At 39.7% G+C, this 18,426-nt stretch carries 19 protein-coding genes; all 19 read left to right on the forward strand.

Going from position 1 to position 18,426, the window contains the following annotated elements:
- Positions 1–27: 27 nt before the first annotated feature.
- The 19 genes from ACFQ4X_RS06365 to ACFQ4X_RS06455 all read left to right on the forward strand — a co-directional run bounded on the left by ACFQ4X_RS06365 (position 28) and on the right by ACFQ4X_RS06455 (position 18,418).
- Positions 28–186, forward strand: coding sequence for a small, acid-soluble spore protein, alpha/beta type (locus ACFQ4X_RS06365; RefSeq protein WP_139343058.1), 159 nt, complete (start codon positions 28–30; stop codon positions 184–186).
- 201 nt (positions 187–387) lie between these two features.
- Positions 388–1,548, forward strand: coding sequence for an ADP-forming succinate--CoA ligase subunit beta (sucC, locus tag ACFQ4X_RS06370; RefSeq protein WP_379833785.1), 1,161 nt, complete (start codon positions 388–390; stop codon positions 1,546–1,548).
- A 37-nt stretch (positions 1,549–1,585) separates the two neighbouring features.
- On the forward strand, positions 1,586–2,509 hold the full coding sequence (gene sucD, locus ACFQ4X_RS06375; RefSeq protein ID WP_066289375.1) for a succinate--CoA ligase subunit alpha: 924 nt from the start codon (positions 1,586–1,588) through the stop codon (positions 2,507–2,509).
- A gap of 104 nt (positions 2,510–2,613) precedes the next feature.
- Positions 2,614–3,480, forward strand: a complete 867-nt coding sequence (gene dprA / locus ACFQ4X_RS06380; RefSeq protein WP_379833787.1) for a DNA-processing protein DprA — start codon at positions 2,614–2,616, stop codon at positions 3,478–3,480.
- A 99-nt stretch (positions 3,481–3,579) separates the two neighbouring features.
- A complete protein-coding gene (topA, locus tag ACFQ4X_RS06385; protein ID WP_379833788.1) occupies positions 3,580–5,655 on the forward strand; it encodes a type I DNA topoisomerase in 2,076 nt (691 codons plus the stop codon).
- A gap of 11 nt (positions 5,656–5,666) precedes the next feature.
- Positions 5,667–6,974, forward strand: coding sequence for an FADH(2)-oxidizing methylenetetrahydrofolate--tRNA-(uracil(54)-C(5))-methyltransferase TrmFO (trmFO, locus tag ACFQ4X_RS06390; RefSeq protein WP_379833790.1), 1,308 nt, complete (start codon positions 5,667–5,669; stop codon positions 6,972–6,974).
- Positions 6,975–7,035: 61 nt separating this feature from the next.
- Positions 7,036–7,938, forward strand: a complete 903-nt coding sequence (gene xerC, locus ACFQ4X_RS06395) for a tyrosine recombinase XerC (RefSeq protein ID WP_379833792.1) — start codon at positions 7,036–7,038, stop codon at positions 7,936–7,938.
- Positions 7,939–7,962: 24 nt separating this feature from the next.
- On the forward strand, positions 7,963–8,502 hold the full coding sequence (gene hslV / locus ACFQ4X_RS06400) for an ATP-dependent protease subunit HslV (RefSeq protein ID WP_066289386.1): 540 nt from the start codon (positions 7,963–7,965) through the stop codon (positions 8,500–8,502).
- 25 nt (positions 8,503–8,527) lie between these two features.
- The gene (gene hslU, locus ACFQ4X_RS06405) at positions 8,528–9,922 is read left to right on the forward strand and encodes an HslU--HslV peptidase ATPase subunit (RefSeq protein WP_379833793.1); all 1,395 of its coding nucleotides are present in this window, start codon (positions 8,528–8,530) and stop codon (positions 9,920–9,922) included.
- 24 nt (positions 9,923–9,946) lie between these two features.
- The gene (gene codY / locus ACFQ4X_RS06410) at positions 9,947–10,726 is read left to right on the forward strand and encodes a GTP-sensing pleiotropic transcriptional regulator CodY (RefSeq protein ID WP_379833795.1); all 780 of its coding nucleotides are present in this window, start codon (positions 9,947–9,949) and stop codon (positions 10,724–10,726) included.
- Between the two features lie 711 nt (positions 10,727–11,437).
- Positions 11,438–11,824: a flagellar basal body rod protein FlgB gene (flgB, locus tag ACFQ4X_RS06415; RefSeq protein WP_379837066.1), complete on the forward strand. Its 387-nt coding sequence runs from the start codon at positions 11,438–11,440 to the stop codon at positions 11,822–11,824.
- 2 nt (positions 11,825–11,826) lie between these two features.
- On the forward strand, positions 11,827–12,279 hold the full coding sequence (gene flgC / locus ACFQ4X_RS06420) for a flagellar basal body rod protein FlgC (protein WP_379833797.1): 453 nt from the start codon (positions 11,827–11,829) through the stop codon (positions 12,277–12,279).
- Positions 12,280–12,291: 12 nt separating this feature from the next.
- Positions 12,292–12,591, forward strand: a complete 300-nt coding sequence (fliE, locus tag ACFQ4X_RS06425) for a flagellar hook-basal body complex protein FliE (RefSeq protein ID WP_379833798.1) — start codon at positions 12,292–12,294, stop codon at positions 12,589–12,591.
- 81 nt (positions 12,592–12,672) lie between these two features.
- Positions 12,673–14,265, forward strand: coding sequence for a flagellar basal-body MS-ring/collar protein FliF (gene fliF / locus ACFQ4X_RS06430; protein ID WP_379833800.1), 1,593 nt, complete (start codon positions 12,673–12,675; stop codon positions 14,263–14,265).
- A gap of 13 nt (positions 14,266–14,278) precedes the next feature.
- Entirely contained in the window at positions 14,279–15,292 is a 1,014-nt protein-coding gene (fliG, locus tag ACFQ4X_RS06435; RefSeq protein WP_066289406.1) for a flagellar motor switch protein FliG, read from the forward strand.
- Complete coding sequence (fliH, locus tag ACFQ4X_RS06440) at positions 15,285–16,091, forward strand: flagellar assembly protein FliH (RefSeq protein ID WP_379833801.1); 807 nt, start codon at positions 15,285–15,287, stop codon at positions 16,089–16,091. The genes fliG and fliH overlap by 8 nt, the downstream gene beginning before the upstream one ends.
- Entirely contained in the window at positions 16,081–17,400 is a 1,320-nt protein-coding gene (fliI, locus tag ACFQ4X_RS06445; protein ID WP_379833803.1) for a flagellar protein export ATPase FliI, read from the forward strand. Before fliH ends, fliI begins: the two co-directional genes overlap by 11 nt.
- Positions 17,400–17,837: a flagellar export protein FliJ gene (gene fliJ / locus ACFQ4X_RS06450; RefSeq protein WP_379833805.1), complete on the forward strand. Its 438-nt coding sequence runs from the start codon at positions 17,400–17,402 to the stop codon at positions 17,835–17,837. The genes fliI and fliJ overlap by 1 nt, the downstream gene beginning before the upstream one ends.
- Positions 17,838–17,851: 14 nt before the next feature.
- On the forward strand, positions 17,852–18,418 hold the full coding sequence (locus ACFQ4X_RS06455) for a MotE family protein (RefSeq protein WP_379833806.1): 567 nt from the start codon (positions 17,852–17,854) through the stop codon (positions 18,416–18,418).
- The last annotated feature ends 8 nt before the right edge of the window (positions 18,419–18,426 follow it).

Here is an 18,426-nt window from a genome sequence, read left to right on the forward strand (position 1 = left end):
CATTGCTAACATAAAGGAGTGTGCACAATGCCAAAAAACAAACTTGTAGTACAACAATCTGAGCAATTAGTTAATCAATTTAGAGAAGAGATGGCTGAAGAATTTGGACTGTACCGTCCTGCTGCGGAAAAAGAAGCAATTACACCTAAGCTAATAAAAAAACAGGAAAACGAGAAAAACAAATGAAATAAGCTTTGGAAGCTCCTATTTTCCAAAGACAAAAAGCAGTAAAACCAAAACCGTATCACGAAGGTTTTGGTTTTTTATTTGGACATAAAACCTGTATGCGCTTGCAATTTTCTGAAGAATAGTAGACATAAGACGCTTGGTCTTATACAATGATAACGGTACTTTAAGTTTTCACCATGATAGGAGGATGGAGAGTAAATGAATATCCACGAATACCAAGGTAAAGAGATACTTAGAAAATATGGTGTGGCTGTTCCAAACGGAAAAGTAGCATTTTCAGTTGAAGAAGCTGTAGAAGCTGCTAAAGAACTGGGGAGCGCTGTATCTGTTGTAAAAGCACAGATTCATGCAGGCGGCCGCGGTAAAGCGGGTGGCGTAAAAGTTGCCAAGAATATTGATGAAGTGCGTACATACGCAAATGAAATTTTAGGTAAAGTTCTAGTAACTCACCAAACTGGCCCAGAAGGTAAGGAAGTTAAGCGCTTACTTATCGAGGAAGGCTGTGACATTAAAAAGGAATATTACATTGGTCTGGTGCTTGATCGTGCAACTTCCAGTGTAGTTATGATGGGATCTGAAGAAGGCGGTACTGAGATTGAAGAAGTGGCAGAAAAAACGCCTGAAAAAATCTTCAAAGAAGTAATTGACCCTGCAATCGGTCTTCAAGCATTCCAGGCAAGACGTTTAGCTTATAACATTAACATTCCAACTGAACTTGTAGGCAAAGCAGTGAAGTTCATGATGGGATTATATACTGCATTCGTAGAAAAAGACTGCTCTATCGCTGAAATTAACCCATTAGTTGTTACTGGAGACGGCAGCGTAATGGCACTTGATGCGAAAATGAACTTCGATTCAAATGCTTTATACCGTCACAAAGACATCTTAGAATACAGAGATTTAGAAGAAGAAGATCCAAAAGAAATTGAAGCATCTAAATATGATCTAAGCTATATCTCACTTGATGGAAATATCGGGTGTATGGTTAATGGTGCTGGACTAGCAATGGCTACAATGGACATCATTAAGCATTATGGCGGAGACCCTGCTAACTTCCTTGACGTTGGGGGCGGCGCTACAACTGAGAAAGTAACTGAAGCATTCAAGATTATTCTTTCTGACAAAAATGTTAAAGGGATTTTCGTTAACATCTTTGGCGGTATCATGAAATGTGACATCATTGCAAATGGTGTTGTGGAAGCAACTAAACAAGTTGGTCTTGAGTTGCCTCTAGTAGTTCGTCTAGAAGGTACAAACGTTGATCTTGGCAAAAAGATCTTAAAAGAATCCGGACTTAATATTACAGCTGCTGATTCAATGGCTGACGGTGCAGAAAAAATCGTCGCATTAGTTAAGTAATAAAGAAAACATTGCAGGAAGGATGGGAATTTAAAGCATGAGCATTTTTATAAATAAAGACACAAAAGTCATCGTTCAGGGTATTACAGGTTCCGTAGGTCTTTTCCATACGAAACAAATGCTTGAATATGGTACGAAAATTGTGGGCGGAGTTACACCTGGTAAAGGCGGAACTGAAGTTGAAGGACTTCCTGTATTCAACACAGTTGCTGATGCAGTTAAAGAAACTGGAGCAAACGCTTCTGTTATTTATGTTCCTCCAGCATTTGCTGCGGAAGCAATCATCGAAGCTGTTGATGCAGAACTTGATCTTGCTATTTGTATTACAGAAGGTATTCCTGTAATGGATATGGTAAAAGTTAAGCGCTATATGGAAGGCAAGAAGACTCGCTTAGTTGGACCAAACTGCCCAGGTGTAATCACTCCTGAAGAATGTAAGATTGGTATCATGCCGGGCTATATCCACACTAAAGGACACGTAGGTGTTGTCTCTCGTTCTGGAACTTTAACATATGAAGCTGTACATCAGCTCTCAGAGCGCGGAATTGGACAATCTACAGCTGTTGGTATCGGTGGAGACCCAGTTAACGGGACTGACTTTATTGACGTTCTAAAGGCGTTTAATGAAGATGAAGATACGTATGCAGTAATCATGATTGGTGAAATTGGCGGAACTGCTGAAGAAGAAGCTGCAGAATGGGTAAAAGCTAATATGACTAAACCTGTTGTCGGCTTCATCGGCGGACAAACAGCACCACCAGGAAAACGTATGGGCCATGCCGGTGCGATTATTTCTGGCGGTAAAGGTACTGCTGACGAAAAGATCAAAACAATGAAGGCATGCGGAATTAAAGTTGCAGCAACACCTTCAGTAATGGGTGAAACTTTAGTTGAAGCACTTAAAGAAAACGATCTTTACGACGTTTGCGTTACAAACAAAGAAAAAGCATCAAAAGCATAAATACCACAAGAGGTGTGTACTGCATCTCTAACATCGTGAGAAGCTCCCAGAAATAGGGGGCTTTTTCACTTTAATAAACATTGATTCATGAGGAGGAAAAGGATTTGGATTATGAACGCTTAATCTTTCTTCATCATTGTGAAGGACTTACATGGAATCATTTCAAGAATATTTTAACAGCCGATCCGGAATTAGCTGATATATTTAAAATGGATGTTAAGAGCCTGATGAAGTCTTTTGAATTAAGCGAGAAGATGGCAGTGCGTTTATATACCTTTATGAATCAAAAGAATAGTACATACATAATGAATGTTTTAAAGAAAAATTCGATATCTGCAATACCTTATTTTCATGAAGATTATCCGCCTAGCCTGAAAACAATATTTGATCCCCCATGGGTACTTTATGGAAGAGGAGATTGGAGTACGCTTAAACAGGATAAAATAATAAGTGTGGTAGGGACGAGAAACCCCAGTTCTGATGGATTGGGTGCGTTAAGCAAGGTTCTTTCGCCTCTGCTGAAGGATAGATGGGTGGTCGTCAGCGGGCTTGCAAGGGGAATAGATACATATGCGCACAGGTTAAGTCTAGTAAATGGAACGCGAACGGCAGCAGTATTAGGTTCTGGAATAAAATGCGTATATCCCACCGAAAATAACAAACTGGCAGAAGAAATTAGCAGTCAAGGCATACTTATTTCAGAGTTTCCGCCTTTTGTTCAGCCAAAGCGCTGGCATTTCCCATTGCGTAACCGTATAATTAGCGGTCTCGGCAAAGCAACTCTAGTTGCTGAAGCAAGAACTAAAAGCGGTTCGCTTATAACAGCCGATCAAGCACTGGAACAAGGAAGGGACGTCTTTGCCATTCCAGGATCTATCCTAGAAGATTGTGCAGCTGGCACAAATTTCTTGATTCAGAACGGCGCAAAACTTGTAATGTGTGCAGAGGATATAGTGAATGAATGGACTTAACCGTTTTCATTTAAATTAGGAAACAGTTTGACAAAAGCAGATACATTATTTAATAATAGGGAAGATTTCACTAAACCCTTAAAGGGGGATAAACTGTAAATGGAAAAATACTTAGTCATTGTTGAGTCTCCCGCAAAAGCAAAGACGATAAAAAAATATTTAGGGAGCAAATATGACGTAAAAGCATCTATGGGACATGTTCGTGATTTGCCCAGAAGCCAGACCGGCGTGGATGTAGAAGCAAACTATGAACCTAAATACATTACTATCCGAGGAAAAGGTCCAATATTGAAGGACTTGAAAACAGCAGCCAAAAAAGCGAAACAAATCTTTCTCGCAGCTGACCCGGATCGTGAAGGTGAAGCAATCGCATGGCATCTTGCTCACAGTTTAGAGATGGATTTAGATTCTGATTGCCGAGTTGTATTTAATGAGATTACTAAAACTGCGATAAAAGATTCATTTAAGAGACCGAGAAAAATCAATATGGACTTAGTAGATGCCCAGCAAGCCAGAAGAGTTCTTGACAGACTTGTAGGGTACAAAGTCAGTCCACTATTATGGAAGAAAATTAAAAAGGGTTTAAGTGCAGGACGTGTACAGACTGTAGCAGTCCGATTGATTGTTGAACGCGAAAAAGAAATTGAAGCTTTTCAGCCAGAAGAATATTGGAAGATCAAAGGGATATTCAGTGCTTCGGGCGAAGACTTTGAAGCTCAGTACTATGGGCTTAATGGCAAGAAACAAGAGCTTTCTAATGAAAATGAAGTAAAAGATATCCTGAGTAAAATTAAAGGAAAATCCTTTACGATTGATTCTGTACAGAAGAAAGAACGAAAAAGAAACCCTTCACCGCCATTCATCACTTCTTCCCTGCAGCAGGAAGCTGCTAGAAAGCTTAATTACAGAGCTAAGAAAACGATGATGCTCGCACAGCAGTTATATGAAGGGATTGACCTTGGAAAAGAAGGTACAGTCGGTTTGATCACTTATATGCGTACTGACTCTACCCGCATCTCTGATACTGCAAAAAATGAAGCTTCAGAGTTTATCGCTAACGAATTCGGAAAACAATACGTGAACAGCTCGAGAGCTGAAAAGAAAGCAGGAAAGAATGCTCAGGATGCACATGAAGCCATTCGTCCTACTTCAGTTATGTATCATCCAAAAGATGTGAAAGCCTATTTATCCAGAGATCAGCTCCGTCTTTACAAACTAATTTGGGAACGTTTTCTGGCAAGTCAGATGTCTTCTGCAATACTGGACACTATGACTGTAGATCTTCAAAACAATGGTGTAACATTCCGTGCAACAGGGTCAAAAGTGAAGTTCCCTGGATTCATGAAGGTATATGTAGAGGGCAATGATGACGGCAAGAAAGAAGAAGACCGCATCCTTCCTGATGTACAAGAAGGAATGAAGGTTGATAAGAAAGACTTGGAGCCAACACAGCACTTTACTCAGCCGCCGCCTCGTTATACTGAAGCAAGACTAGTACGGACGATGGAAGAATTGGGTATAGGGAGACCTTCTACTTATGCTCCTACTCTCGATACGATTCAGAAAAGAGGCTATGTTGCTTTAGACGACAAGAAATTCGTTCCAACTGAACTAGGAGAACTTGTCTTAGAGATGACTCTTGAGTTTTTCCCTGAAGTATTCAACGTTGAATTTACTGCCAAGATGGAAAGTGATCTCGATGAAGTTGAAGAGGGAAATATAGATTGGATCAAGATCATTGATGAATTCTATAAAAACTTTGAGAAGAAACTTAAAATTGCAGAAGCTGAAATGCAAAAAGTAGAAATTAAAGATGAGCCAGCAGGGGAAAACTGCGAGAAATGCGGACACGAGATGGTCTATAAGATGGGCCGCTTCGGTAAATTCATGGCATGCTCCAATTTTCCGGATTGCAGAAACACCAAGCCAATCGTTAAGGATATAGGCGTTGAATGTCCTTCTTGTCATAAAGGATCAATTGTCGAAAGAAAAAGCAAAAAGAAACGAGTTTTCTATGGCTGCAACCGATATCCTGACTGTGAGTTCGTTTCATGGGACAAACCCATTGCGAGAGCATGTCCAAAATGTAATAGTATGCTAGTAGAAAAGAAAACGAAAAAAGGAAAAGTCGTTCAATGTGTGTCTTGCGACTATTCCGAAGAGGAAGCAAAGTAAGGAGTTTTTCCATGAGCCACCAACATGTTAACGTAATCGGAGCGGGTCTTGCCGGCAGTGAAGCTGCTTGGCAGATCGCAAGCCGAGGAATAAAAGTTAAATTATATGAGATGAGACCGGTTAGACAGACACCGGCTCATCACACTGAAAAATTTGCAGAGCTTGTATGTTCAAACTCATTGCGGGCAAATACATTAACAAATGCTGTTGGTGTATTAAAAGAAGAAATGAGAAAATTGAATTCTGTTATCATTTCATCTGCAGATGATTGTGCAGTTCCTGCAGGCGGAGCATTAGCTGTTGACCGTCATGAGTTTGCAGGGCTTGTAACAGAACGCGTTAAGAATCACCCTAATGTAGAAGTGATAACAGAAGAAGTAACAGAAATTCCTGATGGTCCGACAATTATCGCTACCGGCCCTTTAACTTCTGATAATTTATCAAAAGCTTTAAACTCTTTAACTGGTGAAGAATATTTATATTTTTACGATGCTGCAGCTCCTATCATTGAAGTGGATAGTATCAATATGGATAAGGTCTATTTGAAATCTCGCTATGATAAAGGTGAAGCAGCTTATTTAAACTGTCCGATGACAGAAGAGGAATTCGACCGTTTTTACGAAGCTCTTATCACTTCAGAAACTGTTCCTTTAAAAGAGTTTGAAAAAGAAATCTTTTTTGAGGGTTGTATGCCTGTTGAAGTAATGGCTAAGCGAGGGAAGAAGACTCTTCTTTTCGGACCTATGAAACCCGTGGGCCTTGAAGACCCGAAAACAGGAAAGATCCCATATGCTGTTGTTCAGTTAAGACAAGACAATAGTGCAGGGACGCTATATAATATTGTTGGGTTTCAAACACACTTGAAATGGGGACCGCAAAAAGAGCTTATTCAGCTTATTCCCGGTTTAGAAAATGCAGAGGTTGTACGTTACGGTGTTATGCACCGCAACACATTCTTAAATTCACCTAAACTCTTAAAAGACACATATCAGCTAAAAGAAAGAGATGATCTTTTCTTTGCAGGGCAGATGACAGGTGTTGAAGGATATGTGGAAAGTGCTGCATCTGGACTGATCGCTGGCATAAATGCAGCAAAACTCGTAAAAGGCGAGGAGTTAGCTGTTTTTCCTAGAGAAACTGCAATTGGAAGTATGGCTTATTATATTACGACTGCAAATCCTGATAATTTCCAGCCGATGAATGCAAACTTCGGATTGATGCCTCCGCTTGAAAAAAGGATTAAAAACAAGCAGGAAAGAAACACGGCAATTGCAGAACGCGCATTGGAAACAATTCAGAATTTTATAACAAATTTGTGAACATCTATTGCTTTAGCCCCTAAGTTGTGATACGATTTAGGGGCTTTGTGAGGTGTATGGAATGGAATCAGAACGCCAGCTCGTGGTGGATTTTCTTAATTACTTGATGATTGAGAAGAACAGTTCATCATATACGATTGAACACTATGAAAAAGATATTAATGATTTTACTTCTTTTTTGAAACAGCAAGCAATCGAAGGATTCGCTGCTGTTTCTTATGTTTTAGTTAGACATTATCTCGTGACCCTTCATGAAAAGAAGTATGCGAGAAATACTGTTGCTAGAAAGATTTCTTCCATGAGAAGTTTTTACCGTTTCTTAAATCGGGAAAAAATCGTGGAACTAAATCCTTTTGCAATGGCCTCTCTTCCTAAAAAAGCAAAAATGCTTCCTCAATTTCTTTATGAAAAAGAGTTGGAGAAGCTTTTTAACGTGTCTGACATCAGCACCCCAATCGGACAAAGAAACCAGGCCATTCTTGAATTGCTGTATGGTACGGGTATACGTGTAAGCGAATGCTGCAAACTGCAATTGAAGGATCTTGACCTTTTTGTAGAGGCTGCATTAGTTAAGGGGAAAGGAAAAAAGGAAAGATATGTTCCTATCGGTTCTTTTGCCAAGGAAGCGTTAGAAAAATATATCAGCGATGGACGCAAACTTTTACTTGAAAAAACAGAAAATAAAACAGATTCCCTGTTTTTAAATTATAAAGGGGAACCTTTAAGTCCGAGAAGCGTAAGAAACATATTGAATAAAATCATTGAAGAATCGTCGCTCAATATACATATCAGTCCACACGTTTTAAGGCATACTTTCGCGACCCACATGCTCAACGAAGGTGCAGACTTAAGAGCAGTACAAGAATTGCTGGGACACTCACAGCTATCATCTACACAAGTCTACACACACGTAACGAAAGACCATTTGAAAAAAATCTATAATAATGCGCATCCTCGAGCATAAAAAACAAAAGGGAGGGATTTTTCGATGTCAACTTTTCATGCAACCACAATCTTTGCTATTCAGCACAATGGGGAAGCTGCAATGACTGGAGATGGCCAGGTAACTTTCGGCAATGCAGTCGTTATGAAACATACTGCCAAAAAAGTGAGAAAGCTGTATGGCGGGAAAGTACTTGCTGGTTTTGCTGGTTCTGTAGCAGATGCATTTACTCTTTATGAGAAATTTGAAAGCAAACTTGAAGAATACAGCGGCAACTTACAGCGAGCATCTGTTGAAATGGCAAAAGAATGGCGTACTGATCAAGTTTTAAGAAAACTCGAAGCATTGCTGATCGTAATGAACACTGAACATATGCTGCTTATTTCAGGAACAGGTGAAGTCATTGAACCTGATGACGGCATTCTTGCTATTGGCTCAGGCGGAAATTATGCTCTTGCAGCAGGAAGAGCATTGAAAAATAATGCTCCTCAGCTTTCTGCTAAAGAAATAGCGCTCGCTTCATTGCAAACAGCCGGCGAGATTTGTGTCTACACAAATACGGAGATCGTATTAGAAGAACTGTAAAATCCTATATAAGGAGTGATTTTGTTTGAACAGTCAACTAACTCCAAGGCAGATCGTTGAAAAACTCGATCAATACATTATTGGACAAAAAGATGCTAAAAAAGCAGTGGCGGTGGCCCTTAGAAACCGTTACAGAAGAAGCCTCCTGGATGATAAACTTCGCGATGAGGTTTCTCCAAAAAATATTTTAATGATTGGTCCGACTGGTGTCGGTAAAACAGAAATTGCAAGAAGGCTTGCCAAACTTGCTCAAGCCCCTTTTATTAAAATAGAAGCAACGAAATTTACTGAAGTCGGCTATGTCGGACGTGATGTCGATTCCATGGTTCGTGACCTGGTTGAAACATCAGTGAGGCTTGTGAAAGAGCTGAAAATGAATGAAGTCAAAGACAAGGCGGAGCAGAATGCTAATAAGCGTTTAGTAGAACTTCTCGTACCTGGTAAAAAAACAGAAACAAACTATAAAAACCCTCTTGAAATGTTTTTTGGCGGAGGGAATCAAAACCAGGAACAGTCAGCACAGCAGGATGACGAAGGGAACTTAAAGCAAAAACGAAATCAAATGGCTCAAAAATTAGCTCTTGGAGAAATGGAAGATCATCTTGTAACAGTGGAAGTAGATGAGCAAAACCCTTCAATGCTTGATATGTTTCAAGGCTCTGGCCTTGAACAGGTAGGGATGAATATGCAAGACATGCTCGGCGGGATTATGCCTAAGAAAAAGAAAAAAAGAAAGCTTACTGTTCGTGAAGCGAGAAAAGTTCTGACACAGGACGAAGCAGCAAAATTGATCGATATGGATGATGTAACGAGTGAGGCTGTTTATAAGACAGAACAAACAGGTATTATATTTATAGATGAGATTGATAAGATTGCCGGCAAGAATCAAAATTCTGCAGATGTCAGCAGAGAAGGTGTTCAAAGGGATATACTTCCGATAGTAGAAGGATCCACTGTAATGACGAAATATGGTTCAATTAAGACTGATCATATTCTTTTTATTGCAGCAGGAGCTTTTCACATGGCAAAACCTTCAGATCTCATTCCCGAGCTTCAAGGAAGATTCCCAATCCGGGTAGAATTAAATAGCTTGTCTGTTGAAGATTTTACACGTATATTAATAGAGCCTGATAATGCGATTGTAAAACAGTACAAAGCTCTATTAAGTACAGAAGGTATAAATGTTGAATTTTCTGACGATGCTATTGCTAAGATTGCAAGTATCGCATTTGAAGTCAATCAAGACACCGACAATATAGGTGCAAGAAGACTTCATACCATATTGGAGCGCTTACTCGAAGACTTGTCTTTTGAAGCGCCTGATATCAGTTTAGATCAAATTACCATTACACCCGAGTATGTAGAAGAAAAACTGGCTAATATCGCAAAGAATAAGGATTTAAGCCAATATATTTTATAGGATGCACTAGGAGGAAGAAATACAATGAATTTATTAAACAAAGCAAGAAGCATTAACTCAATGCTGCAGCAAACAGGTGGAAAACAAGTAAACTTTAAAGAAATGGCTGAAACACTGAGCTCAGTAATCGGTGCTAATATTTTCGTAGTCAGCCGCAGAGGAAAATTATTAGGAACTGCTCTAAAACAGGATATTGAAAACGAGCGTATGAAAAAGATGATTCAAGATCGTCAATTTCCTACTGATTACACGAAGAATCTTTTCAACATTACAGAATCAATGGCTAACATTGATGTTGAAAGTGATTACACAGCTTTTCCTGTTGAGAACAAAGATTTATTCTCGACAGGCTTAACGACGGTCGTACCTATCGTCGGTGGCGGTGAAAGACTAGGAACTCTTATCTTATCCAGACTGTCAACGGCGTTTGAAGAAGATGATCTAGTACTAGCAGAGTATGGTGCGACAGTAGTTGGTATGGAGATCCTTCGCGAGAAAGCGGAAGAGATTGAAGAAGAAGCTAGAAATAAAGCTGTTGTTCAAATGGCGATCAGTTCATTATCATATAGTGAGCTTGAAGCAATTGAACACATCTTTGAAGAATTAGAAGGCAATGAAGGCCTGCTTGTAGCTAGTAAAATTGCTGACCGTGTCGGAATTACAAGATCAGTAATCGTAAACGCACTTCGCAAGCTGGAGAGTGCAGGAGTTATCGAATCTCGTTCACTTGGAATGAAGGGAACGTACATTAAAGTATTAAATGATAAATTCTTGCTTGAACTTGAAAAATTAAAAACTTCTTAATCATAAAGATCAAAAGCCAATCCGGAAAGGGTTGGTTTTTTTTAATGGACTTTTTTGCAATTCTAGTGGTTCTTGAAAGTGGTTGATTTCCGTTCCAGGTGCTCGCTTTCCGCGGGGCGTGCGGTGAGCCTCCTCGCGCTTTGCGCGTTCAGGAGTCTCACCTGTCCCGCTCGTCCCGCAGGAGTCTCGCACCTTGCTCTCCAATCAACCTGTCAATGAAGAGAATGGAAAAAAGATCAAAAGTAACTATCTTTTGAGAAAAGTCTTCCGTAATCTTGCTTTTTCTTGAAAGTGGTTAATTTCCGCTCCAGACTGCTCGCTTTCTGAGAGGGAAAAGGTAATCGATCCACCCTTGGTGCATGATTTTAAGCATTTGTACTCCTGCAACTACAAGAAAATCCTTTCGAGGCTAGCATTCTCGTCGCATGCCTTACGAGGGATCTATTATATGGACATTTTTATGTATTTGTAAAAAATATGTCGATTTAAAAAGATTAGTAAAGTTGTAATGTTCGGCTAAATCCGACAGGGATTTTATTACTATATGTAGAATTAGGTATAAAGTCACGGTCGAAACATAGTTCTTTCTATCGAAAAAAAGTCATTTTGGGAAAAAATACATAGACACTTTTTGGATATATCACTTAAAATATGATATAGCGGTAAGATTTAACATTAATTGAAACATCTATAGTAAAAAAGAGGGAAGTGATCAACTTGTTCTCTAGCCCTGTCATGAAAAACTTGGAAATGGCATTAGATGGATCAGCGTTAAAACAGAAAACCATTTCAAATAATTTGGCTAATGTGGACACTCCTGGATATAAAGCGAAAGAAACCGTTTTTAAACAGGAATTTGAAAGAAGCTTAAATGCAAACCGTACAAATCAGCGCCATTTTGCTTTCAGTACGGATAGACCATCTTCTTTTTATGTAAAAGAGCAAGGTGGTACAACTATGAACCACAACGGAAATAATGTGGATGTTGACAAAGAGATGGCCGAATTGGCAAAGAATCAATTGTATTATCAGACACTTGTACAGCGAATAAACGGAAAATTCAATTCAATTAAGATGGTTGTTAAAGGCGGGAGATAAATATGGGAATGTTTGATGCACTAAATTTTTCTGCATCTGGATTAACAGCACAGCGATTGAGAATGGATGTAGCGTCTTCCAACATGGCAAATGTTGATTCGACAAGAGGCAGATTATTAGAAAATGGCGAGTGGGAACCATATAGACGAAAAATGGTGGTACTGGGTTCAGGAGAGTCCAGTTTTAAAAGCATGTTTAATAAAGCAGTGAATCAGAATGGAAATCTTAATGGTGTTAAAGTAAATGAAATTAAAAATGATGAGACACCTTTTAAATCTGTCTATCAGCCAGATCATCCTGATGCAGGAGAAGATGGGTTTGTCCAGCTTCCAAATGTGGATCCTCTAAAAGAGATGGTTGATTTAATGAGTGCGACACGTTCATACGAAGCAAATGTTACAGCATTGAATGCAGCAAAGGGAATGTATTTAAAAGCCCTTGAAATCGGCCGTTAGGAGAGATAGCACATGGATAAAATTTCTTTAGGAACGATTCAAAGCATGAACAGCATATCTCCATCTGCAAAAACGACACCTTCTGAAGCTCAAGAAAGCTTTAAAAATTATCTGCAGGGCGCATTGGAGAATGTGAACGAGACACAAGCACAGTCTAACGCAGCTACACAAGGGTTGATGAATGGAAATATGGATAATCTTCATCAAGTCATGATTACGGCAGAAAAAGCGAGTGTAACATTGCAGACCACTCTTGAAATTCGCAATAAAGTGGTTGAAGCATACCAAGAAATCATGAGGATGCAAGTTTAATAGCTAATACATAATTCGAAGTGTGCATTCTATTTTGGGGGTAGCTTCAAAAAATTTTTATTGTGTTTATCGGGGGAAAAAATGAAAGAAAAATGGAAACAAGTCACCAAGCAAATCACTGAACGTTTCAAATCGCGTTCTAATACACAAAAAGGACTTATTCTTGGCGGGATATTCATTTTTATTGCAGGTTTTATTTTCCTGACCATGATGATGTCCAGTCCGAATCTTGTACCTTTATATACGAATCTTTCTCCGCAAGAAGCTGGGCAGATCCAAGAAAACTTAAATAGTAAAGGGATTGCCAACGAGGTTCAGGATGGCGGAAAAACGATACTGGTACCACAGGAGGAGGTAAATAATCTTCAGGTACAGCTTGCTGCTGAAGGGCTTCCTAAGAGCGGAAATATAGATTTTTCATACTTTGGAGAAAAATCGGGTTTTGGAATTACAGATAAAGAATTTGGAGTGCTTGAACGAGAAGCCACGCAAACGGAAATTGCTAACTTGATTAAAAGTATAAATGGAGTGGATGACGCTAGTGTAATGATTACACTTCCAGAGAGCAGTGTCTGGGTCAATCAGGAAGAAGAGAAAGCATCTGCATCTGTAGTTCTTTCATTAGGTGCTGGCGCTCGGCTGGATGAAGAACAAGTGAAAGCGCTGTATCACCTTGTATCTAAAAGTGTCGCAGACCTTCCTATGGAAAATATCGTCATCACGGACCAATACTTTAATTATTATGATTTAAACTCAGTGAACTCTACTTCTTCAGCTTCAAAATATGAAGAGCAAAGAAAAATTAAACAGGATGTAGAAAGAGACCTTCAGCGCAGAGTGCAGCAAATGCTGGCTACGATCATGGGCCAGGGGAAAGTTGTAGCGACTGTAACGACGGATATTGATTTCACTGAAGAGAAACGTGAAGAAACCTTAATAGAGCCTGTAGATAAAGAAAACATGAAAGGCATTGAAATAAGTGTTGAACGCATTCGCGAAACATTCACCGGCGAAGGTGCGGCTGCAGGAGGTGTATCCGGAACAGGTGATCAAGAAGTGCCAACATACCCTGGGTCAGCTGCTGGATCTAACGGAGATTACGAAAAAGTAGAAGAACGTATCAATAATGAAGTAAATAAGATCCGTAAAGAAATTGTGGAGAGTCCTTACCAGATTCGCGATTTAGGAATCCAAGTAATGGTTGAACCTCCTAATCCGAAAGAACCCGATTCATTGCCGCAAGAAAGATTAGATGATATTGAACAGATTTTGAGTGCGATCGTTAGAACGAGTATTTCAAAAGATATTAACAACGAGCTTACAGAAGAGCAGATTCAGGAGAAAATCTTTGTTTCTGCACAGCCATTTAATGGCAAGCCAGACATGGAGACTGCAAAAACTGGCATTCCTCTATGGATCTATATTACAGGTGGTATCCTGCTGATCGTTATTATTCTATTACTCTTCTTGCTGACACGAAAAAGAAGAGCGGAAGAAGATAAAGGAACGATAGAAGAATACGAGATGGAAGAACAGCAGACATATTTTGTGCCTGATGTGAATAAAGAACAGGGCTCAGAAGGCACAGTGCGCAAGGAACAGCTGGAAAGAATGGCTAAAGAAAAACCAGAAGAGTTTGCAAAACTAGTACGAACGTGGTTGTCAGAGGAATAGGAGGTAACGAACGATGGCAAAAGGTGTAAAAGAGCTGTCAGGAAAAGAGAAAGCAGCGATCCTCGTTATCTCTTTAGGTCCTGATGTAGCAGCTCAAGTGTACAAGCATTTGAGCGAAGAAGAAATTGAAAGATTGACTCTGCAAATCTCTCAAGTGAGAAAAGTAGATTCAACCTTAAAAGAAGAGATTATCACTCAGTTTCACCAATTGGCGCTTGCTCAAGACTATATTACTCAAGGCGGTATAGGGTACGCCAAAACGGTTCTGGAAAAAGCCGTCGGCAAGGATGAAGCCATGCAGATTATTAACAGGCTTACTTCCACGCTGCAAGTTAGACCGTTCGATTTTGCACGAAAGGCTGATCCTGGTCAGATTCTTAATTTTATACAAAATGAGCATCCGCAGACGATTGCACTTATATTAGCTTACTTAGATTCATCCCAGGCAGGTCAGATCTTATCTGAATTGCCGCAGGAAATGCAGGCTGATGTTGCAAAAAGAATTGCGTTGATGGACAGGACTTCACCTGAAGTGATCAATGAAGTTGAACAGATTTTGGAGAGGAAACTGTCAGCTACAGTAACTCAAGACTTTACTCAGGCCGGCGGTGTAGAAGCTGTCGTTGAAGTGCTTAATGGTGTTGACCGCAGTACAGAAAGAACGATACTTGATGCTTTGGAGATACAAGATCCTGAACTTGCAGAAGAAATTAAGAAGAGAATGTTTGTATTTGAAGACATTGTTACCCTTGATAATCGTGCGATTCAGCGTGTTATTCGAGAAGTTCAGAACGAAGACTTGCTTCTCGCTCTGCGTGCATCCAGTGAAGAAGTGAAAGAAGTTATGTTTAAAAACATGTCACAGCGTATGGCTGAGAACTTTAAAGAAGAAATGGAATTCATGGGTCCTGTACGTCTGCGTGACGTTGAGGAAGCTCAATCGAGAATTGTTGGAACGATCCGCAGACTTGAAGAAGCTGGAGAACTGGTCATCGCTAGAGGCGGAGGAGATGATGTGATTGTCTAAGGTAATAAAATCTTTTAACAATCGCACGGTTGAAAATAAAGAGAACGAAACTGATGTCGTAATCGGAATTCAGCCTGTTTCCATATTTACTGCTTCATCCAGCGGTCTTATTGAAGAAGATGATGGAGCTAAGATTCAACGATTAAAGAAAGAAGCAGCTGATCTCCTTGAAGAAGCAGAGAACGAAGCAGTCAGAATAAAAGCAGAAGCTGAAATGTTTCTTCAGGAAAAGCAAGAAAGACTTGCTGCAGAAGAACAAGAGTGGCGCTTAAAGATGGAACAAGAACTTGAGATGACGAAACAAGAAGGCTATGAAACTGGTTTTCAGAATGGTTTAAATCAAGGGCTTGAAAATTGGAGAAATCAACTGGACGAAGTAAAGCATTTTATTGAAAAGACGAAGCAAGACTATTATCAAGTTTTAAGTGAAGCAGAACCACAAATGATTTTATTAGCCATGAAAGCAGCCGAGAAAATTATCGGAAAGAAGCTTGAGGAATCACCTGAAACGTGGGTATCGATCGTGAAGCAGCTGGTTAAAGAAGCGCGTGAGTTTGAAGAGGTGAAATTATATGTTCCAACCGAATGGTTCGATTTGACCGTCCAGCATCGTGAAGAATTGAAAAATATGCTTCAATCCACTGCTTCTCTTTTCATCTATCCTGATGAATCTTTAAAAGAAAATGGAGCTATTATTGAATTTCCATTTGGAAAAATTGATGCCACTCTCGATGTTCAGCTGAAAGAAATAAGAGATAAGCTGCTGGAACAAATTGAGGTGACAGAAAATGAACGTTGATCACCTGCTGGAATCATTGCAATCGATAGATTCTTTTAAAAGATACGGAAAAGTGATCCGTGTCATCGGTCTGATGATTGAATCTAAAGGACCGAAAACTTCCATTGGTGATGTTTGTTATATTCATACAGCTAATGGCAGAAAACAAAAAATAAAAGCAGAAGTAGTCGGATTTCAAGAAGAGAATGTGCTGTTAATGCCTTTTACATACGTGAAGGATATTGCCGTCGGCTCTCTTGTTGAGGCAACAGACAGGCCGCTTGAAATTAAAGTGGGACAGTCTTTAATCGGCAAAGTTTTAGACGGGATGGGTGCTCCGCTCGATGGAGCATCTCTGCCAAAAGGATTATTCCGGTATCCCACGGAAAATGAGCCTCCTAATCCGATGGAACGTCCAAGAATCCATGAGAGCATTCAGTTGGGTATACGGTCCATCGACAGTCTTTTGACAGTAGGTAAAGGACAGCGTGTAGGAATTTTTGCTGGAAGCGGTGTAGGAAAAAGTACTTTGCTTGGTATGGTAGCGCAAAATTCGACAGCTGATCTGAACGTTATTGCTCTTATAGGTGAACGAGGCCGGGAAGTCCTGGATTTTATTGAAAGAGATCTCGGAGAAGAAGGGTTAAAACGATCCGTTGTAATCGTTGCTACTTCTGATCAGCCGGCGTTAATGCGTATAAAGGGTGCGCAGACAGCTACTGCTATTGCTGAATACTTCAGAGACCAAGGGAAGAATGTCATGCTCATGATGGATTCGGTAACACGTGTAGCTATGGCGCAGCGGGAAATCGGGCTGGCAGTAGGTGAGCCTCCGACAACAAAAGGCTACACACCAAGTGTTTTCGCAGTACTTCCCAAATTGTTAGAGCGTTCTGGCACGAATAGAAAAGGAACGATTACAGCTTTTTATACGGTGCTTGTAGATGGAGATGACTTTAACGAACCGATTTCTGATACGGTCCGGGGGATATTGGATGGACACTTCATCTTAGACCGGAACCTTGCAAATAAAGGTCAATTTCCGGCAGTAAATATTTTAAAAAGCATCAGCCGTGTTATGAATGATATCGTCTCAAAAGAACATCGGCAGGCTGCAGACCGCTTTAGAGAATTGCTCTCATCTTATGTTGATGCAGAAGATCTGATCAGTATTGGAGCGTACAAGAGGGGTTCTTCTAAATCAGTAGATGAAGCCATTCAAATCTACCCAAGCATTTTAGCTTTTTTAAAACAGCAGGTCGATGAAGATGTAAGTTTTGACGAAGCCGTTGGACGGCTGCTTATGGAATTTGGAAAGGATGATCTGTAATGTCGTTTCAATTTTCAATGGAAAAGGTTCTTTCAGTTAAACAAAAAGAAAAAGAATCCATTGAACTTGAGCTTGGTGAAGCTGTTCAGGCATTCGAGAGTATTGCAGAAGAAATTTACAGTCTATTAAAACGCAAAGAAGATATTGAAAATCTATCAAATCATCAGTTTCAGCAAAGAATCGTCGTCAATGATCTTCAAAATACGCAGCGTTTTCTTCTATCCATGTCAAATAAGATCAAAGAATTGCAGCCTGTTCTGCAAAGGGCCAGAGAAAGAATGCAGGTCATCCAGCAAAAACTGCTTCAGCAGACAATCGAAGTAAAAAAGTATGAAAAGTTAAAAGAAAGACAATTTCATGCCTATGAAATGGAACTAACTTTGTATGAAAACAAACAGAATGATGAATTCTCCGTATTGCGTTATGCGAAGTCGTGAAAACAGGTGAGCTTATGAAACAAAATGAAAAATCAAGCAAGTTTGTGTGGTTTCTCCTAGTAATTGCTGTTCCGGCAGTATTTGCTGTAACAGTATTTGGGATCGTTCTTTCCTTTATGGGAGTTAACGTGATTGAAGAGGCAAAAAACACAGGGAAGAAGATTCCGATTGTGAAAAATGTTCTTAATGATGAAGCACCAGCAGTTGCTGTAAGTCAAAATACAGAAAAGCAATGGAAAGCTAAATTCGATGATCAAGAAGATTACATAAAAATTCTTTCGGCTGACCTTCAAAAGAAAGAAAAAGAAGTTACTGCCTTAAAGAGCGATATCGCATTGCTGGAAAAACAAGTGGAAGATGCTGAAACGTCTGTTAAAGCAGATGAGAATGAACAATTAAAAAAATTGTATGAAGCTATGTCAGCAAAAGATGCAGCGGCAGTAATGACTGAGATGAACAATAATGAAGTACTAGGGATCCTCACAATATTAGAAGCTGAAACACAAGCTGCCATTCTTTCAAAGCTTGATGCGAAAAGAGCTGCAGAGTTAACGGTATTAATGGCAAGCAATTCTCTTTAAAGGAGGTG

It is taken from the genome of Fictibacillus halophilus (genome assembly GCF_042680145.1).
In the GTDB taxonomy this organism is placed as follows: domain Bacteria; phylum Bacillota; class Bacilli; order Bacillales; family Fictibacillaceae; genus Fictibacillus; species Fictibacillus halophilus_A.

Coding starts and splice junctions, on each gene's coding strand:
- ACFQ4X_RS06365 (WP_139343058.1), top strand. CDS start 28: ATGCCAAAAAACAAACTTGTAGTACAACAATCTGAGCAATTAGTTAAT.
- sucC (WP_379833785.1), top strand. CDS start 388: ATGAATATCCACGAATACCAAGGTAAAGAGATACTTAGAAAATATGGT.
- sucD (WP_066289375.1), top strand. CDS start 1,586: ATGAGCATTTTTATAAATAAAGACACAAAAGTCATCGTTCAGGGTATT.
- topA (WP_379833788.1), top strand. CDS start 3,580: ATGGAAAAATACTTAGTCATTGTTGAGTCTCCCGCAAAAGCAAAGACG.
- trmFO (WP_379833790.1), top strand. CDS start 5,667: ATGAGCCACCAACATGTTAACGTAATCGGAGCGGGTCTTGCCGGCAGT.
- xerC (WP_379833792.1), top strand. CDS start 7,036: ATGGAATCAGAACGCCAGCTCGTGGTGGATTTTCTTAATTACTTGATG.
- hslV (WP_066289386.1), top strand. CDS start 7,963: ATGTCAACTTTTCATGCAACCACAATCTTTGCTATTCAGCACAATGGG.
- codY (WP_379833795.1), top strand. CDS start 9,947: ATGAATTTATTAAACAAAGCAAGAAGCATTAACTCAATGCTGCAGCAA.
- flgC (WP_379833797.1), top strand. CDS start 11,827: ATGGGAATGTTTGATGCACTAAATTTTTCTGCATCTGGATTAACAGCA.
- fliE (WP_379833798.1), top strand. CDS start 12,292: ATGGATAAAATTTCTTTAGGAACGATTCAAAGCATGAACAGCATATCT.
- fliF (WP_379833800.1), top strand. CDS start 12,673: ATGAAAGAAAAATGGAAACAAGTCACCAAGCAAATCACTGAACGTTTC.
- fliG (WP_066289406.1), top strand. CDS start 14,279: ATGGCAAAAGGTGTAAAAGAGCTGTCAGGAAAAGAGAAAGCAGCGATC.
- fliI (WP_379833803.1), top strand. CDS start 16,081: ATGAACGTTGATCACCTGCTGGAATCATTGCAATCGATAGATTCTTTT.
- fliJ (WP_379833805.1), top strand. CDS start 17,400: ATGTCGTTTCAATTTTCAATGGAAAAGGTTCTTTCAGTTAAACAAAAA.
- ACFQ4X_RS06455 (WP_379833806.1), top strand. CDS start 17,852: ATGAAACAAAATGAAAAATCAAGCAAGTTTGTGTGGTTTCTCCTAGTA.